The following is a 17,494-nucleotide window of genomic DNA, read 5'->3' on the forward strand; positions in this document are numbered from 1 at the left end:
CAGTGAGTATATAAAAAGAAATAGGGAACTCAATAGTTCCCTATTTCTTTTTTATAATCTTTATTAGATTATAAAATTTTAAAATCATTAATTATCATAGCTCATTATGATAAAATTTTAGGGCTGTGGCACTAAGAATAAATATTACAATATATTGTGCTAATTTTAAATTTGCAAATCAATATATTGTATGTAGATTCTTTAGTGCCACAGCCACAATTTTATATTAATTTATAGATACAACTTCATATCCTACTTCATCTATAACTTCTTTTATCTTTTCATCAGAGATTTCTCCCTCTATTGTAGCTGTCTTAGAAGCTAAATCCACCTCTACTGAAGTTACTCCTTCAACTTCCATTAAACCATTTTTAACGTGTCCTACACAATGGTTACAGCTCATTCCTTCTATTACTACCTTTTTCATAAATATCTCTCCTTTAAATATATACTGTACAAGGTACAATGCCCCTTGTCATGGCACATTTTTAATATTTTATCTGATGGATAGAAGCTGTAGGATAACAGTTGCCTCAACCCTAGATGAGCTTATCTAACCTTCAGTTGGTGGAAAGAACACCGCCTGAAAGAAGATTCCTTCTATTTATATGCCTTAAATCTCTTAAGTCTTAAAGCATTTAAAAGAACTGATACTGAACTAAAACTCATGGCAAGGGCTGCTATCATAGGATTTAAAAGCTTACCACCAAATGCATACCATACTCCCATAGCTACTGGTATTCCAAGGGTATTATAAGCAAATGCCCAGAACAGATTTTCCTTTATATTTAATATGGTTTTCTTACTTAGCTTTATAGCTGTTGGTACATCCATCAAATCACTTCTCATAAGAACAATATCTGCTGATTCAATGGCAACATCTGTACCTGAACCTATGGCAATTCCTATGTGGGAAGCTGCAAGTGCTGGAGCATCATTTATTCCATCTCCTACCATAGCAACCATTCTTCCTTCATTTTGAAGAGCCTTAACTTCTTCAGCCTTATTCTCTGGAAGAACTTCAGCTACAACTTTATCAATTCCTACTTCCTTTGCTATAGCTCTAGCTGTATTCTTATTATCTCCTGTAAGCATAACTACTTTAATTCCCATACCATGAAGAGCATCAATAGCTTTTTTACTGCTAGCTTTAACAGTATCAGCTACTGCTATAACTCCATATAACTCTCCATTAACTGCCATAAACATTGGAGTTTTACCTTCTAATGCAAGTTCATCACTTAAAGCCTTAGCCTTTTCTATATCTATATTATTTTCTGCCATAAGCTTTAAGTTACCTATTAGAATGTTCTTTCCTTCAATAACTCCTTCTATACCTTTACCAGATATAGAGTTGAAGCTTTCAACCTTCTTAAATTCTATATTTCTATTTTCAGCTTCTTTTACTATAGCCTCTCCAAGAGGATGCTCTGAAGCCTTCTCTAAACTAGCTGATAAAGAAAGTAAAATATCATCATTTTCTCCATCCTTTAGGGATATAATATTAGTTACCTTTGGTTTACCTTCTGTTATAGTACCTGTTTTATCAAAGATAATAGTATCTATTTTATGAGCAGTTTCTAAAGCTTCTCCGCTCTTAATAAGCACTCCATTTTCTGCTCCCTTTCCTGTACCAACCATTATAGCTGTAGGAGTAGCAAGTCCTAATGCACATGGACAAGCTATAACAAGAACAGAAATAAATATAGTTAATGTAAAGACTAGATCTTTACCGCTTATAAACCAAGCTAAAGAAGATATTATAGATAAAGCAATAACTACTGGCACAAAATATCCTGAAATAACATCTGCTAATTTTGCAATTGGTGCCTTTGACCCTTGCGCTTCTTCAACAAGTTTTATTATTTGTGCAAGAGCTGTATCGGCCCCTACCTTTGTTGCCTTATATTTTATATATCCATTTTTATTTATAGAAGCTCCTATTACCTTATCTCCCGCCTTCTTATCTACAGGAATACTTTCTCCTGTAAGCATAGATTCATCAATAGAAGTTTGTCCCTCAACTATTTCTCCATCTACTGGAAGCTTTTCTCCTGGTTTTACAACTATAATATCTCCTACCATAACTTCATCTATAGGTATAGATATTTCCTTACCATCTTTTATTATTATGGCATTTTTAGGTGCCAGCCCCATAAGTTTTTTAATTGCCTCTGAAGTTTTTCCCTTAGTTACACTTTCTAAATACTTACCAAGGGTTATTAATGTAAGAATTGTAGCTGCAGATTCAAAATATAGTTCATGAGTATAATGATGATATCCCTTTCCTATTTGAACAATTGCAAAAATTCCATATAAAAAAGCTGCTATAGATCCTATAGATACTAAGGAATCCATATTAGGGCTCTTTCCAATCAAGGCCTTAAATCCACTCTTGAAGAATTTTCTTCCCTCATACATTACTGGTATTGTTAGTATAACTTGTACTATCGCAAAGTTAAAAGCATTAACCTTAGGGTCTATAAAACTTGGTACACTAAGTCCCATCATAGAACCCATAGCTATATACAATAATGGTACTGAAAAAATAAGTGATACAATAAATCGTCTCCAAAGTTCTCTACTTTCTTCCGCCTTTTTATCTTGGTGAGAATCATTGACTTCTTTAGTGTTCTCTATAGCCTTATATCCTGCCTTTTCTACTGCTGCTTTTATATCGGCCCCTCTTAAAACACTTCCATCATAGGACATAGTAAGCTTTTCTGTGGCTATATTAACACTGGCCTCACTTACTCCTTCTAATTTCTTAACTGCTCTTTCTACTGCCTTAGCACAAGAAGCACATGTCATTCCTTCTATCTTAAAAGTCCTTGTTATATCATCAGTTAAAGCTTTATATCCAGCCTTTTCTACTGACTCCTTAATATTTACCTCAGTTAACTTGGAAGGATCATAGCTTATAGTAAGCTTTTCTGTAGCTATATTAACACTAGCTTCACTTACCCCTTCTAATTTTTTAACTGCCCTCTCTACTGCACGAGTACATGCTGCACAGGTCATACCCTCTATTTTAAATACTTTTGTTAAATCATTTGAGATAGCCTTATATCCACCTTTCTCTATAGCCTTTTCTATATCTAATTTTTTAACCTTCTTTTCATCATAAGATATAGTTAATTTTTCTGTGGCTATATTTACTGATGCACTGTCTACCCCATCTAGCTTTTTACTAACACGTTCCACTGCCTTAGCACAAGCTGCACAAGTCATTCCTTCTATCTTAAAAGTACTTGTAATCATCTAAAAACCTCCTTAACCCTTATGAATTTATTAATTTACTTATAAATCAATTTGTCTAATACTTGCATAAGCTCTTTTACCTTTTCCTCTCCACTTTCATGTAAAAAAGCTTCCTTAACACAATGATTCATATGATTTTCTAAAATTATCATATTTGCTCTTTTAAGCTGAGCCCCTGCTGCAATAATTTGATTTGATACATCTATACAATATCTATCATCCTCTAACATTTTTACTATTCCATCTATCTGTCCTCTAGCAGTCTTTAATGCTTGAAGAGCTTTTTTTCTTTCATCGCTCATTTTATTACCTCCTCCCCCCTGGGGGGTGCTTTATATTTATAATATAACACTAATGATAATTTATATCAATAGTTTTTTATATTTTTCTTTATAATTATTGTTTTTTAATTATCTATTAGGGAATTATGCTACATTTAATACTGTAATCTACAGTATTAGTTAAGTCTTTAAAGTAGTAAAAATTTATGCTCTTAAAGTATAGAGTTTTAGAATCAAGAATCTAATATCCACCGACTTAAAGACTTTAAGTTAACTAAAGCAAAAGTTAATGTATAAATTTTAGTCCTTATTTTTAATATGTATATCTTAAATCTAAATTATGTAATTATAATGAATTTTTATATTATCTGTCTTTAATTATAAATCATTAATAGTAGAAGTACACAAATCCTTATCCTAATATATATATATATGCTTAAAGGCACCATGAATTTTAATATTAAATTCATGGTGCCTTTATAATAATATAAAATTAAATATTTAATTTTTATTAAATATGTTCTAAATATTGTTTTAAAGCTTTTTTAACCCTTATAATTACGTCCTATATTTAATGTTAAACTTATCTTGTAAATACTAAAGTATTTTTTGAAGAAAGCTCTTCATTAAACTTATAGTCTTCCTCATTGAAGCCTTTTATGTCCTCTAACTTATCTATTTTATTCTTAATTATATATCTACTCATAAGTCCCCTTGCTCTTTTAGCATATAAGGCTATTATTTTATAACTTCCATTTCTAAACTCTTTAAAAGCAACATTTACAACCTTAGTATCTTTTCCTAAGTTATTAAAATCTATGGATTTACTGTATTCTTCAGAAGCTAAATTTAAAAGTATCTTTTCCTTATGATTCTTAAGTTCCTCCCTCATAAAAGCTGTAGATTTTTCTTTCCAAAAATCATACAAATCTTTTCCTTTAGGGTTTTTAAGCTTGGTTCCCATTTCTAGCCTATAGGGTTCTATATTATCTAAGGGATTTAGTATCCCATATATTCCTGAAAGAATTCTTAAATGGTCTTTTGCAAAAATAAAATCCTCTTCTTTAAAATCCATAACATTAATACCTTTATAAACATCCCCTGAAAATACAATAAGACTTTGTCTTCTTTCATTATCATTCATTCCAAACTTTTGAAACCTATAAAAATTAAGTTCTGAAAGTTTTTCACTAAGCTTCATAAGGCTACTTATATCCTCTGGGCTATACCCCTTTAATATATGAGCAATCTCTTCACTTTCCTTTTTAAAATGTGGTTCCAAAGAAATATCTGTATATACTTTTTTATCATACTCCAAGGTCTTAGCTGGAGAAATTATAGCTATCATAATCTTCACCTCACAAATATATTATAAACTTAAATATATTATTTTACTTACTAATAATCTTTATTATTTAAAAATCCCCATTAATAGTATATAATAAAATATAAAGTTTTTCAAAAATAAATAGCATGGCACATGCCATGCTATTTATTTAATATTACTTTTGGGTTTGATTAAATGGTTTAATAAAACTACTAAAAAAGTTATTTGGGTTGTTTATTACATAAGGATTTTTATAAGTTATAAGCTTTGAATAAATCACTATTAATTACTACAGTTAATGAATTTTAAATACATAACTGATATAAAAAAATACTTATTCTGTTGTGGTGGGTAGCCTTTAACTTACATTTTTTATTATAAACACTCCAGTTATATATATTTTATTTTCGACATATTAGTCGTAATTTTTTCTATATATGATAATACTTATACACTTAAGATTGCATAACCGTGAAATATTTTTATAGGTAATGTTATGATTTATTCTAATTAATTAAATATTGTACTGTATATTTAATACTATATTATATTTACAAAATATTAATAACAATATAGTATCCTATCCTTAAATCAGTTAATAATTTTAAAATACATCATTAATGACATTATTCCTACTTTTATATATATTATATTTTAGTTAAAGTAAACTAGGGAGGTTTTGTTTTGAATAACATAATATTACTTGAAGATAGCAAGACTCAAAGAAAATTTATAGAAGATACCTTAAAAGAGTTAATAATTGAAAATAACTTCGATGATGATTTCAACCTTGAATTATCCACTGAGGATGTTGAGGATATTGAAAATTATCTTAGCATTCATCCAAACTCTAAAAGCATATATGTCATTGACATAAATATAAAAAGTGAAAAGTTAGGATTTTATTTAGGTGAAAAGATAAGACATATGGACCCCTTTGGAACCTTAATTTTTCTGACGGGACATTCTGAAATAATGAATTATGTATTTTTATATAACTTAGAGGTAATGGATTTTATAGTAAAAGGGATAGAAATGGATGTTAAGAATCGTCTTAAAAAATGTTTATTTTCTGTTAAGAGAAAACTATCCACCTATTATAATACTCTTCCTTCTAAGTCATTATTAAACATATGTACCAAGGAAAGAATTCTATCTTTAGAAATGAAAGATATCTTGTATATAGAATCTATTGAAAATACTCATAAAATAATTATACATACACCCTATGAAGAATATGAAGTTTATGATAGCTTAAAAAACCTTTCTTTAAAACTTGATGAAAAGTTTTTTAGATGTCATAGATCCTTTGTAGTTAACATAGACCATGTATCTAAGATTAATATTAAAAACTTCACAGCTGAAATAAATAATAAATATCTATGTCTTGTGTCTGTTAGAAAACTTAAAGAACTTGTATCATTATATGATAAGGCAAGATTTTCTGGTAATTAACCCTCTATGAACTTATCTTAGGACTACCAGCTGTCATATATAAGCTTCCTAATAAAATAGGCTATTCCAGCTTGTAGTCCTAGGATAAGCTAAACTTAAAATTATTATAAGATCCTATATAAATAAGACGACAAATCTGCCGCCTTATCTATATAGGATCTTAGTATTTAATTAATATGTAGGATGTTTTAATTTTATTAAGGGTCTTATTATAGATCATAAATTAATTAAAAGATGTAGTGAGTTTATACATTTTAATATTCTCTATAATCTATGTTTTTATTATATATTTTATCTTCTATTAATAAAAAAACTTGCCTTAAACAATGTATAAAAATTATTAATTAATAGTTTTTATACATTATTGAAAGCATAATCGTATATTTTTATATAGATATGCTAAAATCTCAATATATCTTAAATTAAAAATTATTAAAATAAAATTCAGCTGGAGTAAATACCTCAGCTGAACCAAATTTATCATTATTTTTATGTATAATATCTTTTATATTCCTAAATTTTTTCTTATACTCTCATATTCTTTAGTTGTTATCGGGTGATATACTTCTTTTTTTAATACTAATCCCTTAACTTCTTTTATAGCATAAAAGGTATCATCTGTTCCTTTTTTGAACCTTTTTGTTGCTTCAGTCTTCATTATTATATAATTTTTCCCGTTGTAATCCTTTCCTTTAAAGTGATCACCACAATCCTTATTGATTACACACCTAATCAATACTAAATCGTCTGAATTATTAAACTCTTCTAATATTTCCATGAAAAATCCCACTCCAAAACTAAAAAAATTTATACTCATATAATCGTAAAAAATGTTTTAAACTTTATAATTTAGTCGAATTATCCCCATCATTCACTAAAAACATATAAATTTATTATATTATATTTTATTCTGAATTAAAATCATTTTATTATATTTTATTATTTATATTTTTAATGTTATATATTAAGGTTTACCCTATTTTGTACTCAATATTCTATATAATAATATAGACTAATCAAAAGTTCTAATCTAATATTTAAAGATTAGAACTTCTTAATATGTAACTACCATCCTTTAGTTATAAACTCTTGTCTATAATGACTCCTATCATCTTCTAGAAGTATATTATATTGGTTATTATCTACTTCTATATGAGTTAAGGTAGCTTGCCCCATAACTGGTAGAGAAACTATATCATCTATATTAAGATTTTTAAATAATGTCATTAAGAACTTTAATGTCATTCCATGGGTGACTATTAATACCTTTTTATCCTTATTATTATTTATTATATCTATAATTGCATGTTGTATTCTATTTACAAAGTCTAACACCACTTCTCCTTGAAAAGGGGTATATTTAGAAGGTGTATTAAAGAACTTTTTATACTCTTCCTTATATTCCTTTACTCCTTCTATTTCCTCTAGGGTCATCCCCTCCCATGCGCCAAAGTTTATTTCCTTTAAGCCATTATGAGTTAATAAAGGAATATCCTTATGCCCTCTTATTATCTCTGCAGTTTTATAAGCTCTCTCCAAAGGACTTGTATATATTACATCTATGTCTACATCTTTAAGTCTATCTCTTAAATCCTCTGCCTGCATTATTCCCGCCTTAGTTAATGGGGAATTTTGTGTTCCTTGAAGTCTTTTCTCTAAATTCCACATAGTTTGTCCATGTCTTGTTAAGTATAAAGTAGTCATTTTGCCTCCTTGTATAATTAAAATTTTCAGTGGTACTAATAAATTCTTTTATCATTAACACCAAAAATATCTTTAGTTAAAGTAAGTTATAGGGTTTTTACATAAACACTTAACTTATCCCTTAAAAATATCCTTGATTTATCTTTCTTTGGATAGATGTATAAATTAAGTTTAAAACTTAAAACCCTATAATTATTGAATAATATTCACTAAATAATATTATATACTATTTAAAACTTTTTAGCTTCCTTTAATCATATTATCTTTAAGCCAGTAACTTTTAGTTTCTTAATTTCAGAACTTTATAATTTAGAAACACATTTTTTACTACTTTAAAGACTTAACTAGCACAATGAATTAACTTAAGTTTTCTATAATAAAATACTCCCATAAAGTAGATTTAAATAGATTTTTAGGTTCTATCTACTTTATGGGAGCATTTACAATATATACCTACTTTAATATGTCTTTTAAGAAACTCTCTCCATTCTCATTACCTTCTTTATTAAAGTAATTGAGTACAGTTGCCCCTACATCAGATAAAGTTCTCCTAGTACCTAGGTCTATTCCACTCTTTATTTTATGTCCTGTTATAAGAAGAGGAACCCTTTCTCTAGTATGTCTACTATGTCCTATGGTTGGATCATTACCGTGGTCAGCCATAATTAATAGTATATCTTCTTCACTTAGTTTGTCCTTTATTTCACCTATATATTTATCTGCAATTTTTAACTTCTCTGCATACTTAAAAGCATCTTCTCCATGACCACTTAGGTCAGTTTCTTGGACGTTAGTACATATAAATCCTTCTTTAATTTCATCCATTTCCTTTAAGGTAAGCTTTAGTACCTCCTCAGTATCTACACAGGATATACTCTTTCCAAAGTCATTACTTACAATATCTGCAACCTTTCCAAGAAGAGTTACATCTATACCTGCTCTTCCAAGAATAGTTGGAGCCTGAACCTCTGGGTCTATTCCATAACCTAGATGTATGCATTGATATCCATTGTCGTATACCCCTGATTTAGGTGCATTTATTCCTATAAATCCATTTGGTTTCTCCTCTACAGCATTTAAGATATTATTTATATCTATCTCCTCTCCACCAAAGGTTATAACCCTTGATACTTTTACATTAGCTCTTACTATCTTCCCTATTTTAAGTACTTCTTTAAAGTCTATATAATCTAAAGCAGAAGTAATATTATAAGCTTGTCCAAGATCCGCCTCTATATTATCAGCTACAGTTAATACATCATTAACAACTAAAAATTCTGCTTCATTACCCTTATGAATTTCAGCTTTATAACCTTTTTCCTCTAAGGCTGCCTTTACTTTATTTATATTTTTTGTAAAAGGCTCCTTTACTGGCATCTTAGGATTAGTTCCCATGATTTCCTGATGACCATAAAAGGTATCAGCTCCAAAATGAGTTAAATTAGCTGAACCAAAGGTTCCCAAGGTGGACTTTTTCATCTCCTTATAATCTTCTCCTAGGGCATTCATAAGCCCTAAAGCTTCTAAATTAGGAAGTTTTAATCCTCCTACTTTATCTAATATATGTTTTAATGTGTTAGAACCTACATCACTAGGTCTTACCACCTTTGCATCCTCCATATATCCTATTCCAAAACCATCAAGTACAATTACAATAAATCTTTTCATTGGTATCTCCTTTCTTTGAAAGGTTATACTTCCCTTCCAAATACATCATATATTCCAACTAACTCTGGTTTGTTATCTTTAATTCCTTTTACTATTGCCACATTACTTCTTGTTACAAAAAGTTGAGTTCTAAAAGCCATTATGGCAGTACTAGATACTTCACTGTTACCCTTTAAGGTAAAATAATAGTCTATAGATTCTAAAGAAGGCTCTTCTACCTTTAGTTTTTTTCTATTGTGATTTTTATCAGCCACTAAAACATTTTCCATGTGTGATCTTCTATAATGACCACCACCATAAACAAAACTTTCTTCTCCTAAGTTATGGGAAACTTCTGTAACATAAACCATAGAGGGGATTTCCACGCAGTCATCATTACAAGCACCATAAGGCGTTGTTCCTGTAAGTCCATGGCCTGGCTCTCCATGAGTTCCTCCAAAATCACTTATTAACTTCATATTTTCAACTGAAGTTGCAGAAGGCATGTTTATTTCTCCTAAAGGTCTTTTAAGATAATCTTCTAATATATCCTTTCCTTTTAAAACTGTTTTTACATTAGGGGTTTCCTTAATTCTTTTTGCCTCTTCATCGTATAGAAAGCAAGGAAAAGAACAAACCCCATCTATTTTTATATTTGGTAATTTATTTATTTCTTCTGCTGCTTCTTTAAGATATTCTAAGTAAAATCCGCCATACTGTGCTGGATAAAGAATATCATTTCTATCAATTACTCTAAGGATTATCTTCTGAGTAATATTTAAATCCCTTGCTACTTCATCTATTTCCTTAGCTTTTTCCACTGAATATACTGTTATATAATCTATTCCTCTTCTAATTAATTCTTTTAAGGATGACTTTGGTATTTGTACTAAATGTCCTACATGACCAAGTTTCACTCCATTATCTGAAAGAACCTTAGCTTCTTTATAATCAACTGCTACTGCTCCTTCATAACCAAGTTTCATAAGTTCTTTTCCAAGAAGAGGATTACGTCCTACTTGCTTTGTCATAAAATAAAGCTTTATTCCATATTTATCAGCTTCTTCTTTAATAATTTTTCCATTATATAAGAAAGCATCCATGTCTATAACATAGGTATCAGGTAGTATCTTACCTTCTCTATGAAGTTTTATAGCTGCATCTATAAGCTTTGGATTTTTCTGTAATGTTATATCTAAGAACATGGTTTCACCTCTTTCTTATATTGCTTTATCTATAGCCTCTTTTAATATTCTAATTACAGTATCTGCTCCACTTCTCATTGGATTTATTCTAATCATTCTCTTTTCTAGAGTTTTATCTGCTGCTCTAAAGGTTCCAGAAACCCTATAAAACATTGGTACAAATTCGTATTTTGATTCAGCTCCTACTGGATTTGGTGCCGCTCCTAAAGCTTCTGCTTCACTTAAAACTCTATCAGCAATTTCTTCTTCTAATTCCACTAATAAAACCTTGGATTGTGCATTAGCTAAAAATGCTTTCTTAACTCCTGCCACTTCCTTATTATTTAATCTTGTAACTAGCTCCTCATTTACTTTAGCTTGTATTGCTAATGAAACTGGTGCATAAACAAGACCTCTTAATGCTTCCATTGCCTCAAAACCTTGTACTTGGCTTCCTCCTGAATAATTTAAAGAGATAACCTTATCTATTAATTCTTTTTTCCCAACTAAAATCCCAACACCTTCTGGTCCAAGTAACTTAAAGGATGAAAATGCTGAAAGATCTGCTCCACATTGAACTCCTATGTTTTTAACCTTCATCACAGCATAATTATCATCAGTTATTATTTTTATATCCTTATCACATTCTTTTATTATGTTTATAACCTCTGTCATATCATAACTATCTTCTATCTTTTGTCTTGTATATTGAACTAAAGCTCCTTGAACCTTAGTACTTTTTAATACTTCTTTTATATTATCTAAGGAATTAAAGTCTGCATTGACTACATTTATACCCATAGTCTCTAAGGTAGTTTTTGTAGTTGGATAAATAGGAGCATCATGGACAAGGATTGTGTCTCCCGGCTTTAAGAAACTTATAATTCCCCATCTTAAAGCTCCTGTTCCAGCTCCTCTAACAAGCATTGCTTCTTCTGCATTAAAAAACTCTGCTATTACCTTCTCTACCTTTTTTGTAGTTAAAGGCTTATTTAACCCCTTAACCACTCCTAAATCACCTAAGGATAGTATATCTGATCCTTTAAACTGTTTCGTCACCTTATCTATAAGGGTAAATTGAAAATCCATAGCTTCTTCAATACTTATTGATTCCAATGGAAATGTGTTCATATTTTCTTCAACTCCTACTACTTTAAAATTCTTACTATATTACTTTTAGTCATATTATCTATGTGTAACTGTTTAACTCCTCTTTCTAAAAGCCTAGGTATGAATACATCAAGCTCATAAGCATATCCTATACCCCCTCTAGACTTTAAGTTAGATTTCCTTGTTATATCCATGGACATAAGTATTTTTTCACTTAATCCTCTCTTACATAATTCATAAAGTAAATCTATTCTAAGGCCATCTGGCTGATAATTTTCTTTTCCTATAGTGTCAAAGGCCACATTGCATCCTCTATCAATAAGACTTAATATATAATCTAAGTCCCCAGTTAGATCTACATGACTTAATATAACCTTATCTAAATCAATACCATAACTTTCAAATATCTTAAGCTGCTCTATTCCCATAGTTCCAAGAGAAGTATGGGTTATAATAGGTGCCCCTGTATCTACATGAGCCCTTGATGATGCTTTAAAAATTTTCTCCTCCATAGGAGTTATTACATTTACACTGGTTCCTACTTCACCTATAATTGATGCCTTTATATTGCTACCTTCAATTCCATTTATAATTTCATCTATCATAATCCTTGAAAGACCTACTTCATCTAAATCATAAGCTTCCTTTGGAAGAAAAGGTTCTTTGTAATATCCTGTTGAGCAAAGAATGTTAAGTCCACTTTCTTTTGCTACTTTGTCTATATATTCTATATCTCTTCCTATTCCTCTATTTGTAACTTCAATAATATTAGCTACTCCCTTAGATTTTAATTCCTTAAATTCTTCAATGGTTTCATTAAAAGTATCTAGTCTACAATCTTCGTTTTTCTTTATTCCTGAGAGGTCTATTTTTACATGTTCGTGTGAATAAGTTATTCCATCTAAAAGCTTCATTATTACCATCTCCTTAATAGGTTTACCCCACCTTATCTATTGAATATTCTCCAAATACCTTTTTAAAATGTTCCTTTTAAGTTATCTTATAAATCTTTTTCATAAAATAACTTATTATCTAAATTAACTAGTATAAACTGATACTTTGTTTTATTCACTCAACCTTATAATTAAGTTTAAACATAATGTCCCAATACCTAAAAGGTAATGGGACAAACTTTTAAACATTTAAATTCATACTTTTAGGCTTTTAATATATGTTAAAATATTAAGTTATTTTGTATAACAAAGAATAATCTATGTTTATTTTAAAATTACATTAAATAAACATTTTAATTTTTATCTTATGACTTGGGGATGTAACCCCCCATCCTCTAAAAGGTGAGGGATAACAAGTTGCTATGCCCCTAGATTAGCTCATCTAACCTTCAAATATTGGAAAGAACACCATCTGAAGAAAGATTCCTTCTATATTATCTTGGAGGTAAGTATAATCCTAAAATATAAAGTATATTTATAAGTATTCCAACTGCTATTGCTCCAACTGGTCCAACTGCCATATCAACTATTGGTTTCTTAGAAGTTTTGTTAAGTACATATATTCCTATTACTACAAATATTCCAAGTCCTGGTGCCATAGCATCAGCTGCCATAAATCCACCCATTAAAAGTGCTACTTCTAGAACTCTACTCATAGCAGTTCTTATATTGTCTCCACACTTTTTCACTCCTGGGAATTTATCTAGCATTCTAGCAAGTACATCTAAAAGTAATATCTCTAAAGACATAACTGCTGCTCCTAAAACAAAGGCTAAAATCGGGCTCTTAACTAGTAATCCTACTACGAATATAAATGTCATTCCTATTGGAGTATATACTCCTGTGGTTATTGCTGTAGTTGCAACTAATGGAATGAATCCTATTCCTCTTGCAAAGCTTGTCATAGCTGCTTCTATATTTTTACCTTCTTTTAAAAGATTTAATGATATTGGGTCTCCTGCAAGTAGTGAAAGACTTGTAGCTGCTGCCACTAATCCACCCATTACTGCAAGTATAGGAAGATTTTTCTTTATCTTTTTAACTCTTTCTCCAAAGATTGATACTAAGTCTACCTTAGGTGCATTCTCATCTGGCTTTTCTCTTATGGCAAAGAATAACATAATAATCATACCTACAAGTAATGCCATACCTTCTTGATCAAGCTTTATAGTTGCTCCATTGAAATTAAACTTTCCATAATAAAGCACAAGTTGTCTAACTACAAAAGATACTACTAAAGTTATAGCTCCTTTTAAAAGTCCGTATTGATAAGCTACAACTAAAGCTGGGAATATAGCAAAGGCTGCTATTACTGGTGATCCAACAAGCTTCATACTATCTAAGAAATTTACTGGAAGTTTTGCAAATAAATCTACTATAAATTGAAGTCCTAAGACAAGAGCTATACCATAAGCCGCTCCTACTACTCCTGCAACTATAAGACCTTTTGTACCTTTTGGTGACCAAGTTCCTATAATGTCAGTTCCAAGTAATATACTATGAACTAATATAATTGTTGCCGCTAAAGAAACTGGTATACCAAACCCTATAACAAGTCCGAAACTTAAAGCAAAGGAAGTTGCTGCTAAAGCTTTTTTATCCATTCTTCCCTCTAGGTATTCTGGAATTATAGGTCTAAGACCATCATTAAATACTGCAACTCCTTTATTTGCAAGGATTGCTGCTAGGGCACCTAAAAGACCCATTATTACAAGTTTCATTTTATCCATCCCCTCTAAACTTTATTTTTAAAGTATTTTATTTAAAATCACAGGAATAACTTGTTCTGCATGCTGAGGAGTAAATCCAAAGGCCTTCTTTCCTGCTTCTATCTCTTTTTCTATATCCTCATTTGATCTTATATTTCCTGGCATTGATACAGTTGCACATAAACTCATGGTAAGCATTGCAATTGCCATAGCAAGGGCTCCACCGCCACCTGTATTACATGCACCTAAGTAATAATCTGCTGCTCCTGTTTTTACATCCATAGCTGCCTCAAGGTCAGATTTAACTGTAACCACTGCCCTATCCCCTGCTATTTTTCTTGTAATATCTGCTACCTTTTCCTTATCTATTTGTCCACCAATAACTATTCTTACCATTATGTATATCCTCCTTATAACTTTAAAATAATTTATTTTTAAACTTTTATTATTTTATATACTTAAAATACTTTTAATAAGACTTTTCTTTATCCACTTACTAGTATTAATAATATTAAAACTATATATGGAATAATCATTAATTAAAATAAATAATTATAACTCTTATAAGACTTTTAACCTGTTGCTTTTATTATTTAGAAAACAAAGTACATAAATGCATTCCTATAAAAGGCACTTCATTATCTGGAAGGGTTTCTTCTATTATTTCTTCTATTTTCTTAATAATTACCCTAGCTTTTTCATAGTTTTCATTCTTCACTATTTCCTCTATTAAAAATTCATCCATGGGGCTCACCGCTTCATCTCTTTCTATTCTAGATAGTGCCATAACCATATGAGTTACAAACATTGAACCGTTTTCTTCTGTGAGATGAGTGTTATATTCACTTTCTACAACTTCAATTATCTTAAAAATGTTTATATAATTCTCTTCCGACAATTGACCTGCTTCCTTTAAAATATCCAATCTCATTTTTAAATCCATATGTTACCCTCCATTATACAATATACAATATTTTGTACATTAATTCTAAAATTTTAGTAGTTAGGGATAAGCCTTCCCTGAACTACTGAATTTTGTACATTCAATACTTCTTCAACATTTATAAATTGTTTTAGAAGTTTTCCTATTTCAGGTCTTTTATTATCTACAACAATTACTGCTTCTGTATCTTTATATTTAAAAATATCATTATCTATAGACTTATAGTTAACACCTATATTGTTATCTTTAATGTCATCTATGTTCCAAACTGCTGCATCTATTTCACCTTTTAAAATATTATTTAATAGTTGACTATAGAGTACTGGCTTAAACTCCACTCTCTTCCCTTCACATTGATTTAATGTTAAAATCTTATGATCTATTGAAGAGTAATCTATTCCTACTTTCATTCCATCTTCTATGTGTTTTGCCTCTTTACTATTAAAAATTAAAATATGCTCTTTAACAAAACTCATGTTGCCAAAATCCACTGCTATCTCCACATCATTATATTCTTTTATATGATGTTCAGCTGCAAGCTTTGACATAACAACAAAGTCGTACCTACCATCCTTAAGCATTTTTATTCTATTAGAAGCCCCTCTCATATAAGCTAGATTCAAAGCAAATTTTTGAGAAAACTTACTATTATATATTCCTGTAGCAAGGCCTTCATATATCCTTGAATAAGGAAGTGGCATAACCCCAACTATATTACTTATATCTGCAACTTCTAAAAGCTTTACATAATCTATATAGGTAATATAAGTTCCAAGGTGTCCTCTTGGGTCAAGCCTTATACAATCTATATCTTGTAAAATTTTAAGTGCTACTTGAACTGTACCTCTAGCACTGGAATATTTCTCTGAAAATTTTGCAACAGTACTTATTCTATCTCCTATTTCTAAGGTTAGAAATTCCTTAGCTAGGTTCATAGCCATAAGTCCATTTTTTTGCATTAATTGTTGTCTTATGGTCATAAATTTCCCTCTTTTCTATGAATGTACGTTTTTTTGTACATTGTTTGTATTTTTATTATAACAATAAGTGATATTGTTTTCAATAGTTTTTTTAAAAAAAGTTATATAACTAAAATATAGCATATAACTTTTTTCTAAACTATTATGTTTTTAAGAGTATATTGCCATTAAAAGAACTCCTACTGATATGAAGATAGCTCCTAGAATACCACCTTTACTTAATCTTTCTCCTAAGAAAATAAATGCTAAGATAATACCAAAGACTACACTTAGCTTGTCCACTGGTGCAACCTGAGATACCTTTCCATTTTTTAATGCAAGGAAATAAAAAAGCCATGATAAAGCTCCTGCTACTCCACTAAGTATAACAAATGACATAGCTTTTTTATTTGCAAGTACTGTGGATATTTCATTAAACTTTCCTTGAGCAAATACCACCACCATTAAAAAAACTGCCATTATAACCGCTCTAATAGCTGTGGCTGTATTAGAATCTATTCCTTTCAATCCTAATTTACCAAAAATCCCAACTAAAGCTGCCATAACAGCTGATAATAGAGCATATAATAACCAACTTTCCATTTACTAACACCTTCCTTTTTTAAATTAATTAATTTTAATTTCTAAGAATAATCCATTATCCTATATGTTTATTCTAGTAATATTTTATTTATCATAATATTCATATATATGGATTTAGCTTCCAATAAGTGCTGTATATTATATAAAATAATACACCTATTATTTTTACTTTCAACCTTAAAAATATAATTTAGATACATTTCTTTTGTAAACATCAAATGTAAATATTCATTAATATTTAGAAAAACTTCTTAATAAAATAGAAAACTTCTAATAAAAAATAATTTTTCTGCCTATTACTTAACCCTAGATATTATCATTAATAAATTTCTATAGTATTTTATTTAGAATAAAATAA

At 29.7% G+C, this 17,494-nt stretch carries 16 protein-coding genes; 1 reads left to right on the forward strand and 15 read right to left on the reverse strand.

Annotation, left to right across the window (positions count from 1 at the left end):
- Positions 1-226: 226 nt before the first annotated feature.
- From BR69_RS0102515 to yaaA, 4 genes are all read right to left on the reverse strand, one after another.
- Positions 227-427, reverse strand: a complete 201-nt coding sequence (locus BR69_RS0102515) for a heavy-metal-associated domain-containing protein (RefSeq protein ID WP_027631775.1) — start codon at positions 425-427, stop codon at positions 227-229.
- A gap of 173 nt (positions 428-600) precedes the next feature.
- Complete coding sequence (locus BR69_RS0102520; RefSeq protein WP_034849108.1) at positions 601-3,261, reverse strand: heavy metal translocating P-type ATPase; 2,661 nt, start codon at positions 3,259-3,261, stop codon at positions 601-603.
- Between the two features lie 35 nt (positions 3,262-3,296).
- Complete coding sequence (locus tag BR69_RS0102525; protein WP_027631777.1) at positions 3,297-3,563, reverse strand: metal-sensing transcriptional repressor; 267 nt, start codon at positions 3,561-3,563, stop codon at positions 3,297-3,299.
- Positions 3,564-4,125: 562 nt separating this feature from the next.
- On the reverse strand, positions 4,126-4,890 hold the full coding sequence (yaaA, locus tag BR69_RS0102530; protein WP_027631778.1) for a peroxide stress protein YaaA: 765 nt from the start codon (positions 4,888-4,890) through the stop codon (positions 4,126-4,128).
- Positions 4,891-5,553: 663 nt separating this feature from the next.
- Here yaaA and BR69_RS0102535 point away from each other — a divergent pair.
- On the forward strand, positions 5,554-6,324 hold the full coding sequence (locus tag BR69_RS0102535) for a LytR/AlgR family response regulator transcription factor (protein WP_027631779.1): 771 nt from the start codon (positions 5,554-5,556) through the stop codon (positions 6,322-6,324).
- Positions 6,325-6,829: 505 nt separating this feature from the next.
- On the opposite strand, the gene BR69_RS0102540 is transcribed toward BR69_RS0102535, so the two are convergent.
- From BR69_RS0102540 to BR69_RS0102590, 11 genes are all read right to left on the reverse strand, one after another.
- Positions 6,830-7,102: a hypothetical protein gene (locus tag BR69_RS0102540; protein WP_027631780.1), complete on the reverse strand. Its 273-nt coding sequence runs from the start codon at positions 7,100-7,102 to the stop codon at positions 6,830-6,832.
- 287 nt (positions 7,103-7,389) lie between these two features.
- Positions 7,390-8,028 carry a histidine phosphatase family protein gene (locus tag BR69_RS0102545; protein ID WP_027631781.1) on the reverse strand — a complete coding sequence of 213 codons (639 nt, stop codon included), beginning with the start codon at positions 8,026-8,028 and terminating at the stop codon, positions 7,390-7,392.
- 453 nt (positions 8,029-8,481) lie between these two features.
- The gene (locus BR69_RS0102550; protein WP_027631782.1) at positions 8,482-9,696 is read right to left on the reverse strand and encodes a phosphopentomutase; all 1,215 of its coding nucleotides are present in this window, start codon (positions 9,694-9,696) and stop codon (positions 8,482-8,484) included.
- A gap of 23 nt (positions 9,697-9,719) precedes the next feature.
- On the reverse strand, positions 9,720-10,880 hold the full coding sequence (locus BR69_RS0102555; protein ID WP_027631783.1) for a YhfX family PLP-dependent enzyme: 1,161 nt from the start codon (positions 10,878-10,880) through the stop codon (positions 9,720-9,722).
- Between the two features lie 15 nt (positions 10,881-10,895).
- Positions 10,896-11,990 carry an aminotransferase class V-fold PLP-dependent enzyme gene (locus tag BR69_RS0102560; protein ID WP_027631784.1) on the reverse strand — a complete coding sequence of 365 codons (1,095 nt, stop codon included), beginning with the start codon at positions 11,988-11,990 and terminating at the stop codon, positions 10,896-10,898.
- Positions 11,991-12,007: 17 nt separating this feature from the next.
- On the reverse strand, positions 12,008-12,883 hold the full coding sequence (locus tag BR69_RS0102565; RefSeq protein ID WP_027631785.1) for a phosphotriesterase family protein: 876 nt from the start codon (positions 12,881-12,883) through the stop codon (positions 12,008-12,010).
- Between the two features lie 473 nt (positions 12,884-13,356).
- On the reverse strand, positions 13,357-14,643 hold the full coding sequence (locus BR69_RS0102570; protein ID WP_027631786.1) for a YhfT family protein: 1,287 nt from the start codon (positions 14,641-14,643) through the stop codon (positions 13,357-13,359).
- Between the two features lie 27 nt (positions 14,644-14,670).
- Entirely contained in the window at positions 14,671-15,027 is a 357-nt protein-coding gene (locus tag BR69_RS0102575; protein ID WP_027631787.1) for a DUF2620 domain-containing protein, read from the reverse strand.
- Positions 15,028-15,220: 193 nt separating this feature from the next.
- Positions 15,221-15,574, reverse strand: coding sequence for a PRD domain-containing protein (locus BR69_RS0102580; protein WP_027631788.1), 354 nt, complete (start codon positions 15,572-15,574; stop codon positions 15,221-15,223).
- Between the two features lie 53 nt (positions 15,575-15,627).
- Positions 15,628-16,554, reverse strand: a complete 927-nt coding sequence (yhfZ, locus tag BR69_RS0102585; protein WP_034849115.1) for a GntR family transcriptional regulator YhfZ — start codon at positions 16,552-16,554, stop codon at positions 15,628-15,630.
- Positions 16,555-16,704: 150 nt separating this feature from the next.
- Entirely contained in the window at positions 16,705-17,136 is a 432-nt protein-coding gene (locus tag BR69_RS0102590) for an EamA family transporter (protein WP_027631790.1), read from the reverse strand.
- Between the last annotated feature and the right edge of the window lie 358 nt (positions 17,137-17,494).

The sequence above is a fragment of the Clostridium hydrogeniformans DSM 21757 genome (genome assembly GCF_000686705.1).
Lineage (GTDB): Bacteria > Bacillota > Clostridia > Clostridiales > Clostridiaceae > Clostridium_Z > Clostridium_Z hydrogeniformans.

Coding starts and splice junctions, on each gene's coding strand:
- BR69_RS0102515 (WP_027631775.1), bottom strand. CDS start 427: ATGAAAAAGGTAGTAATAGAAGGAATGAGCTGTAACCATTGTGTAGGA.
- BR69_RS0102520 (WP_034849108.1), bottom strand. CDS start 3,261: ATGATTACAAGTACTTTTAAGATAGAAGGAATGACTTGTGCAGCTTGT.
- BR69_RS0102525 (WP_027631777.1), bottom strand. CDS start 3,563: ATGAGCGATGAAAGAAAAAAAGCTCTTCAAGCATTAAAGACTGCTAGA.
- yaaA (WP_027631778.1), bottom strand. CDS start 4,890: ATGATAGCTATAATTTCTCCAGCTAAGACCTTGGAGTATGATAAAAAA.
- BR69_RS0102540 (WP_027631780.1), bottom strand. CDS start 7,102: ATGGAAATATTAGAAGAGTTTAATAATTCAGACGATTTAGTATTGATT.
- BR69_RS0102545 (WP_027631781.1), bottom strand. CDS start 8,028: ATGACTACTTTATACTTAACAAGACATGGACAAACTATGTGGAATTTA.
- BR69_RS0102550 (WP_027631782.1), bottom strand. CDS start 9,696: ATGAAAAGATTTATTGTAATTGTACTTGATGGTTTTGGAATAGGATAT.
- BR69_RS0102555 (WP_027631783.1), bottom strand. CDS start 10,880: ATGTTCTTAGATATAACATTACAGAAAAATCCAAAGCTTATAGATGCA.
- BR69_RS0102560 (WP_027631784.1), bottom strand. CDS start 11,990: ATGAACACATTTCCATTGGAATCAATAAGTATTGAAGAAGCTATGGAT.
- BR69_RS0102565 (WP_027631785.1), bottom strand. CDS start 12,883: ATGAAGCTTTTAGATGGAATAACTTATTCACACGAACATGTAAAAATA.
- BR69_RS0102570 (WP_027631786.1), bottom strand. CDS start 14,643: ATGAAACTTGTAATAATGGGTCTTTTAGGTGCCCTAGCAGCAATCCTT.
- BR69_RS0102575 (WP_027631787.1), bottom strand. CDS start 15,027: ATGGTAAGAATAGTTATTGGTGGACAAATAGATAAGGAAAAGGTAGCA.
- BR69_RS0102580 (WP_027631788.1), bottom strand. CDS start 15,574: ATGGATTTAAAAATGAGATTGGATATTTTAAAGGAAGCAGGTCAATTG.
- yhfZ (WP_034849115.1), bottom strand. CDS start 16,554: ATGACCATAAGACAACAATTAATGCAAAAAAATGGACTTATGGCTATG.
- BR69_RS0102590 (WP_027631790.1), bottom strand. CDS start 17,136: ATGGAAAGTTGGTTATTATATGCTCTATTATCAGCTGTTATGGCAGCT.